This is a genomic window from Micromonospora sp. NPDC049101 (assembly GCF_040648675.1).
Classification (GTDB): domain Bacteria; phylum Actinomycetota; class Actinomycetes; order Mycobacteriales; family Micromonosporaceae; genus Micromonospora.
Genome location: NZ_JBEZED010000011.1, coordinates 212,752 through 218,991, shown reverse-complemented (window position 1 = coordinate 218,991; position 6,240 = coordinate 212,752). Strand labels below are relative to the sequence as shown.

At 71.5% G+C, this 6,240-nt stretch carries 7 protein-coding genes; 3 read left to right on the top strand and 4 right to left on the bottom strand.

Features of this window, described 5'->3' with window-relative positions; genetic code table 11:
* Positions 1 to 166: 166 nt before the first annotated feature.
* Positions 167 to 400 carry a hypothetical protein gene (locus tag AB0B57_RS17760; RefSeq protein WP_030489368.1) on the bottom strand — a complete coding sequence of 78 codons (234 nt, stop codon included), beginning with the start codon at positions 398 to 400 and terminating at the stop codon, positions 167 to 169.
* Between the two features lie 245 nt (positions 401 to 645).
* Positions 646 to 2,253 (bottom strand): RNA polymerase sigma factor, encoded by a 1,608-nt coding sequence (locus AB0B57_RS17755; protein ID WP_357070308.1) that lies wholly within the window; start codon positions 2,251 to 2,253, stop codon positions 646 to 648.
* 288 nt (positions 2,254 to 2,541) lie between these two features.
* Between AB0B57_RS17755 and AB0B57_RS17750 the strand changes: the two genes are divergently transcribed.
* Positions 2,542 to 3,363 (top strand): inositol monophosphatase family protein, encoded by an 822-nt coding sequence (locus AB0B57_RS17750; protein ID WP_357070306.1) that lies wholly within the window; start codon positions 2,542 to 2,544, stop codon positions 3,361 to 3,363.
* A gap of 24 nt (positions 3,364 to 3,387) precedes the next feature.
* Here AB0B57_RS17750 and AB0B57_RS17745 read toward each other — a convergent pair whose 3' ends face one another.
* A complete protein-coding gene (locus AB0B57_RS17745) occupies positions 3,388 to 3,903 on the bottom strand; it encodes a LytR C-terminal domain-containing protein (RefSeq protein WP_357070417.1) in 516 nt (171 codons plus the stop codon).
* 432 nt (positions 3,904 to 4,335) lie between these two features.
* Between AB0B57_RS17745 and AB0B57_RS17740 the strand changes: the two genes are divergently transcribed.
* Positions 4,336 to 4,632 carry a DUF4193 domain-containing protein gene (locus tag AB0B57_RS17740; protein WP_007075406.1) on the top strand — a complete coding sequence of 99 codons (297 nt, stop codon included), beginning with the start codon at positions 4,336 to 4,338 and terminating at the stop codon, positions 4,630 to 4,632.
* A 116-nt stretch (positions 4,633 to 4,748) separates the two neighbouring features.
* On the top strand, positions 4,749 to 5,630 hold the full coding sequence (locus AB0B57_RS17735; RefSeq protein WP_357070304.1) for a hypothetical protein: 882 nt from the start codon (positions 4,749 to 4,751) through the stop codon (positions 5,628 to 5,630).
* 18 nt (positions 5,631 to 5,648) lie between these two features.
* On the opposite strand, the gene AB0B57_RS17730 is transcribed toward AB0B57_RS17735, so the two are convergent.
* Positions 5,649 to 6,176 carry a DUF3093 domain-containing protein gene (locus tag AB0B57_RS17730; RefSeq protein ID WP_357070415.1) on the bottom strand — a complete coding sequence of 176 codons (528 nt, stop codon included), beginning with the start codon at positions 6,174 to 6,176 and terminating at the stop codon, positions 5,649 to 5,651.
* Positions 6,177 to 6,240: the final 64 nt, after the last annotated feature.

Sequence of the window (6,240 nt, the reverse complement as noted above, 5' to 3'; positions counted from 1 at the left end):
CGGGGCGCGGGGCGCGGGGCGCGGGGCGCGGGGCGCGGGGCGCGGGGCGCGGGGCGCGGGGCGCGGGGCGCGGGGCGCGGGGCGCGGGGCGCGGGGCGCGGGGACGGAAAAAGCCGACCGGAGGCCCCCTCGGGGTACCTCCGGCCGGCTATGTCGGTTAGCGGATCTAGTTCGCCATCAGATCGGCGCCACGCCAGCTGAAATCGGGCTCCGTTGCGAACCGCTCGGTGATCTTCACGAGATCCTCCGCGTACTTGTTCGCGTGGTGCCCGCAGAACACCAACTCACTCCCACCCGTGAGAGTGATCCGGAGCTTCCCGGCAGCATTGCAGCGGTCGCACCGTTCATCGGCGGCTGGGGGAGCCGCCGTCACGGGCGGCGGCGTGAGGGTCGGGGTCATCGCCTTCCTCCTCTGGTCGTCACCGATGAACAATCTCTTCGGTCGTTGCTCACCTATGGTGCAACACCCTTACTAGGCACTGCCTTCCCTGTGTGCCCGCGGGGGACCGAGGTCACACCTGGCAGGGACAGTGTGCCGTGCACCAAGGGTGCCACGTCAACGATCACATTCGTGCATCCGGACGATCACCATCTCGTGTTGCACACCAGGTGGTCAAAACGACACGTTCGGTTGACGAAACCCGCTCAGTCCAGGTAATCCCGGAGGACCTGCGACCGGGACGGGTGACGCAGCTTGGACATCGTCTTGGACTCGATCTGCCGGATCCGCTCCCGGGTCACCCCGTAGACCTGGCCGATCTCGTCCAGCGTCCGCGGCTGACCGTCGGTCAGGCCGAAGCGCAGGCGTACCACACCCGCCTCACGCTCGGAGAGCGTCTGTAGCACCTGCTGGAGCTGGTCCTGGAGGAGCGAGAACGAGACCGCGTCGACCGCGACCACCGCCTCGGAATCCTCGATGAAGTCACCGAGCTGGCTGTCGCCCTCGTCACCGATGGTCTGGTCCAGGGAGATGGGCTCCCGAGCGTACTGCTGGATCTCCAGCACCTTCTCGGGTGTGATATCCATCTCCTTGGCCAGCTCCTCCGGGGTGGGCTCACGGCCCAGATCCTGGAGCAGCTCGCGCTGTATGCGGCCGAGCTTGTTGATGACCTCGACCATGTGCACCGGGATGCGGATGGTGCGGGCCTGGTCGGCCATCGCGCGGGTGATCGCCTGCCGGATCCACCAGGTGGCGTACGTGGAGAACTTGTAACCCTTGGTGTAGTCGAACTTCTCCACCGCGCGGATCAGGCCGAGGTTGCCCTCCTGGATCAGGTCGAGGAAGGCCATGCCACGTCCCGTATACCTCTTGGCCAGCGACACCACCAGACGGAGGTTGGCCTCCAGGAGGTGGTTCTTGGCCCGCTCGCCGTCGCGGGAGATCCAGCCCAGGTCACGGACCATGTCCCGGACGAGCTTCTCCTCGCCCTCGTCGGCGGCGCGCAGCCGCTCGGCGGCGTAGAGCCCGGCCTCGATCCGCTTGGCCAGCTCCACCTCCTGCTCGGCGTTGAGCAGCGGAACCTTGCCGATCTGCTTCAGGTACGCGCGGACCGAGTCGGCCGAGGCGGTCAGCTCGGCGTCCCGCCGGGCCTGCTTGAGGGCCTCGGACTCCTCGTCGTCCCACTCGAAGTCGTTGTCGGTCGCCGAGGCGGCGGCGTCGGTCTCGGCGGCCTGGGCCAGCTCGGCCGGCTCCTCGACCACCACGTCCTCGATCGCGGCGGCCAGCTCCTCCGGGTCGATCTCGCCGTCGGCGCCCTCGCCCTTGGCCTTGCCGGCGGCCTTGGTCGGCTTGGCGCCGGCGGCCGCGGCCACCGTCGCCTTGGTGGCTCGGGTCGACCTGGTCGTCTTCGCCGGAGCCGCCGCGGCGCCCTCGGCGGGAGCGCCGGTGGCCTTGCGCGCGGCGGCCGCCTTGCGCGGCGTCGCCGGCGCGTCGTCGCCGGCCGGTGCCTGCTTCGGGGCCGGCGCGGCGGCCTTCTTGGTGGTCTTGGCGGTGGTGGCCCGGGACGCCGGCGTGGTCGACCGGGCCGCGGCGACGCGGCGGCGGGTGCTCGCCGAGCCATCCACCACTACGGTCACTCCCGCCTCGGAGAGCGCCCGCAGAATCTTCTTGGCCTGGGCCGGAGTCACCTCGGCGGACTCGACGGTGCGCGCGAGCTGGGCCGACGTCAGCTGACCACCGGCGCTCTGCGCGTGGGCGATCAGGGTGTCGGTGAGCGAGCGAACGTCGGCGCCGGTCTGGCGGGGTTCTGTCACGAATGACCTTCCGGAGGCGAAGAGCGGGCACGGCCGGGTCGTCCGGCACAGCGTGGGGCAACCGGCCGGGCGATGTGGTTGAGGGACCCTCGCGTCCCGGGCCGGCCGGTGGTCGGCGGTCCGTGGCACGTGGGCAGGGGTGAATTGTAACGCCGTCTGCGGCGAACATCCTGCGCCGCACTGCGTAATGACGGTGGGACCGCTGATTCGGCGCTGATCTGGACTTTGTAAGGATGATACCCGCGCGTGGCCCGGAACACCCCGGTCGTGCGGGAAGGGGACGTTGGGATGCCCGGTTCGAGGCCGTCACCTCGGGAACTTTTGGCGATCGCGCTCGACGTGGCGCGGGACGCGGCGGCCACCGCGTACCGGATGCGCGTCGAGGGTGTCTCCGTGGCCGCGACCAAGAGCACGGTCACCGACGTGGTCACCGCGGCGGACCGGGCTGTCGAACGGCAGGTGCTCGACGCGCTGAGACGGTCGCGACCGAACGACGCGGTGCTCGGCGAGGAGTACGGCACGGGGGACACCGGGCCGGTCGCGCCGGGCGGGGTGCGGTGGATCGTCGACCCGATCGACGGCACCGTCAACTACCTGTACGGGCTGCCGTACAGCGCGGTGTCGCTGGCCGCCGAGGTGGACGGGGTGGTGGTCGCCGGCGTGGTGCGCAACGTGAACACCGGCGAGGAGTGGACGGCCACGGCCGGGGGTGGCGCCTGGCGCGACGGTGTCCGGGTGCGCTGCTCCGGCGAGACGGACCTGGGGCAGGCGCTGGTCGGCACCGGGTTCGGCTACGACGCCCGTCGTCGTGCGCACCAGGCCCAGGTCGTGGCGGGGCTGATCGCACACGTACGGGACATCCGCCGACTGGGTGCCGCCGCACTGGACCTCTGCCTGGTCGCGGAGGGTCGGCTCGACGCGTACTTCGAGAAGGGTCTCGCGGCCTGGGACCTGGCGGCGGGTGGGCTGGTGGCCGCCGAGGCGGGTGTGCGGGTCGCCGGCCTGGCCGGTCGGCCGCCGGGGCCGGACCTGGTGGTCGCGGCCCCGCCGGCGCTCTTCACGCCGCTGCACGACCGGCTCGCCGAGTTGGACGCCGCCGGCGGGCCCTGATCGCTCGACCGCCCGGTTACGCCGTCACTTGGCGGGCGGGGACGGGCAGGAGCCCTTGGGTGCCTTCGGTGGGCCGGAGTCGCCGAGCGACTGGTTGACCTCGGTCGTGGTGGCGAGCTGCTGGAAGTTGTTGCCGAGCACCACGTCCACGACGTCGTCGGTGCGCGCCGGGTCGTAGCCCTGGGTGGCGTTGTTGAGGAAGTACGCCTGCAGCAGGTGCGCGGAGCCGACGCCCTTCGGGCCGTACCGCAGGACCGCGATGCCGTTGATCTGCTTCTTCTCGGTCGAGGTCTTCTGGACCTGGAACTGCCGGTTGCTCAACTCGTCGGCGACGGTGCGGGCGAGGCCGGGCTGGTCGGTGGCGTTGAGCACGTTGATCTTGACGTCCTTGCGCTCGCGCAGGTTCAGGTCGGCCAGCGGCCAGCCGTCCGGGCAGCCCTGGGCCGTGCCCGCGTTGCCCTGGCTGTCCCGCACGATCGCGGTGATCACGAAACCCAGGGCCAGCACCCCCAGCAGGCCGACGATGACGAGTGCTCGCACTCGCGCAAAACTCATCTGGGCACTCCCGGGACTTCAGGTGGGTGGCGGCAGCCGGCGACGATCGGACTGGCCGTCGGCCGTCGAATACGCCGCTGAGGTTAACGGTTGTCCGGCCGTCGCGTGGAAACAGCCCGACATGCCGGCGCGCCGACCGCGAACCGGGTACTACTACCCCTATCTTCGTGTCGCCTGAATCACATTGGGAACAACTTCGGGTGCAGGGGCGTACATCTCAGCCGCAAGGGCGGTATACATGCCTCGCCCAAGGGGGGGTAAGGTTCCGCGCTCGCAGGGGATCGCCCCAGCGAGCTCGACCCGTTCGGTCCCCGGGTCGGGTGCCCGACACAAGTGGCGGCCGGCCAGCGGAACCGAAACAGCGTCGTCCGGCGTTACAACCGGAAGCGACAACATCGATATGGGAGAGTGAAACCGATGGCCACCGACTACGACGCTCCGCGTCGCGACGAGGTCGACCTCGGCGAGGACAGCCTGGAAGAGCTCAAGGCACGGCGCGTCGACTCACAGTCGGGCGCGGTGGACGTCGACGAGGCCGAGGTGGCCGAGAGCTTCGAGCTGCCCGGTGCCGATCTGGCCGACGAGGAGCTCACGGTCAAGGTGCTTCCGATGCAGCAGGACGAGTTCCGGTGCGCCCGCTGCTTCCTGGTCCACCACCGTAGCCAGCTGGCAGTCGAGCGTAACGGCGAGCTGATCTGCCGCGAGTGCGTCTGACAACCACGACACCAGCGGCGGCCTCCTGAACGGGGCCGCCGCTGCCGGTGTAGGCATGCGCCCGTGGTGGGTACCTGCTTGACTCGAAGCGGGTAGCCACAGCACCGGGAGGTCCGATGAGCGATCGAGGCGGCACCACCGACGGCGGCACGGACAACCTCGGTGCCACCGACGGCGGCACCGACAAGCCCGCCGACGGTGGCACCGACAAGCCCGCCGCCACCGGTGGCGGCGCGGATGACCTCGGCGCTACCGTCGCGGCGTTGACCGCGGACGACATCGAGCCGGCCCGACGCCGTCAGCTGCTGACCCGGATGGTCGGGCAGGCCCGTGCCCGGGGCGTCTCTGACCTGTTCAAGCCCCGTGCCGCCATGCGGTGGATGGTCGACGCGGTCGCGGACATCGCCCCGCACGTGCCGGTACGCGACCTGGACACCCTGCGCCAACACTTCCCCGGCCTGGACGACGTCGCCCTGGCCGACCGGCTCATCCGCAACGCGTCGCGCACCACCGCCGCGATCGGCGCGGCCGGTGGGGGAGTCGCCGCCGTCGAGTGGACTGTCGCACCGACCCTGCTCTCCGCTCCGGTGCTGCTCGCCGCCGAGACGGTGGCCGTGGTCGCGGTGGAGCTGAAGCTGGTCGGCGAGCTACACGAGATCCACGGTGTGGAGCTACCGGCCGCCGGCAGCCAGCGGGCCGTCGCCCTGGTGCACTCCTGGGCCACCCAGCGCGGAGTCAACCCGATGGTGCCCGGTGTGGGGGTGGGCGCGGTGCTCGGCACCGCCGCCCGCAAGGAGCTGCGGGACATGCTGCTGCGGCGCTTCGGTCGCAACCTCACCACGCTCGGGCCGTTCCTGACCGGTGCGGCGGTGGCCAGCTTCCTCAACCGGCGGGCCACCCAGCAGATGGCCGAGCAGCTTCAGGTGGACCTGCGTCGGCGGGGCATCGCCCGACCCGCGCCACCGTCGGCCCTGCCCGGCCCGCCAACCGGCACCTGAGCGGGCCGGCGCGTCGGCTCAGCCCTGCTCGCCCGCCGCGGGACGGGCGAGCGTCCGGGCGTCCCGCGCGGTCAGCACCGCCTCGGCCAGCTCGACCGGGTGCCGCGTGCTGACCACCCAGAACGGGGTCGGGTCGGCCGGATCGTCGAGCACCACCTGCACGGCGCCGCCGATCCACGGCCGCTGCACGACGAAGGCGAGCGGGTCCGCGCCGACGCCCAGCACCTCACGGCGACCGGCGACGTCCAGCGGGATCACGTCGGCCACGAAACGCACCGGCAGCCGGGCGTCGTCCACCCGCAGCTCGGAGTCGACGACCGCGACCCGGATCCGGCCCAGCCACCACATTCCGGCGGCGGCGAGCGGCAGCAGCACGGCGAACGGCAGCCAGGCCCGGACGCCGTCGGCACCCATCCAGATCTCGACGGCCAGCAGCGCGGCGGCGACCAGCCCGGCCAACCACAGCCACCAGGGCAGATCCAGCCGTTCCGTGTACGCCGGGCGGGCGGCGACCGGCGGCTGACCGGCGGACGGGGAGGGCGACATGCTCACTCCTGCGAGGGTACGGCGCACGGCGGCTCGGCGAACCGGCAGGATGGCAGGGTCACCC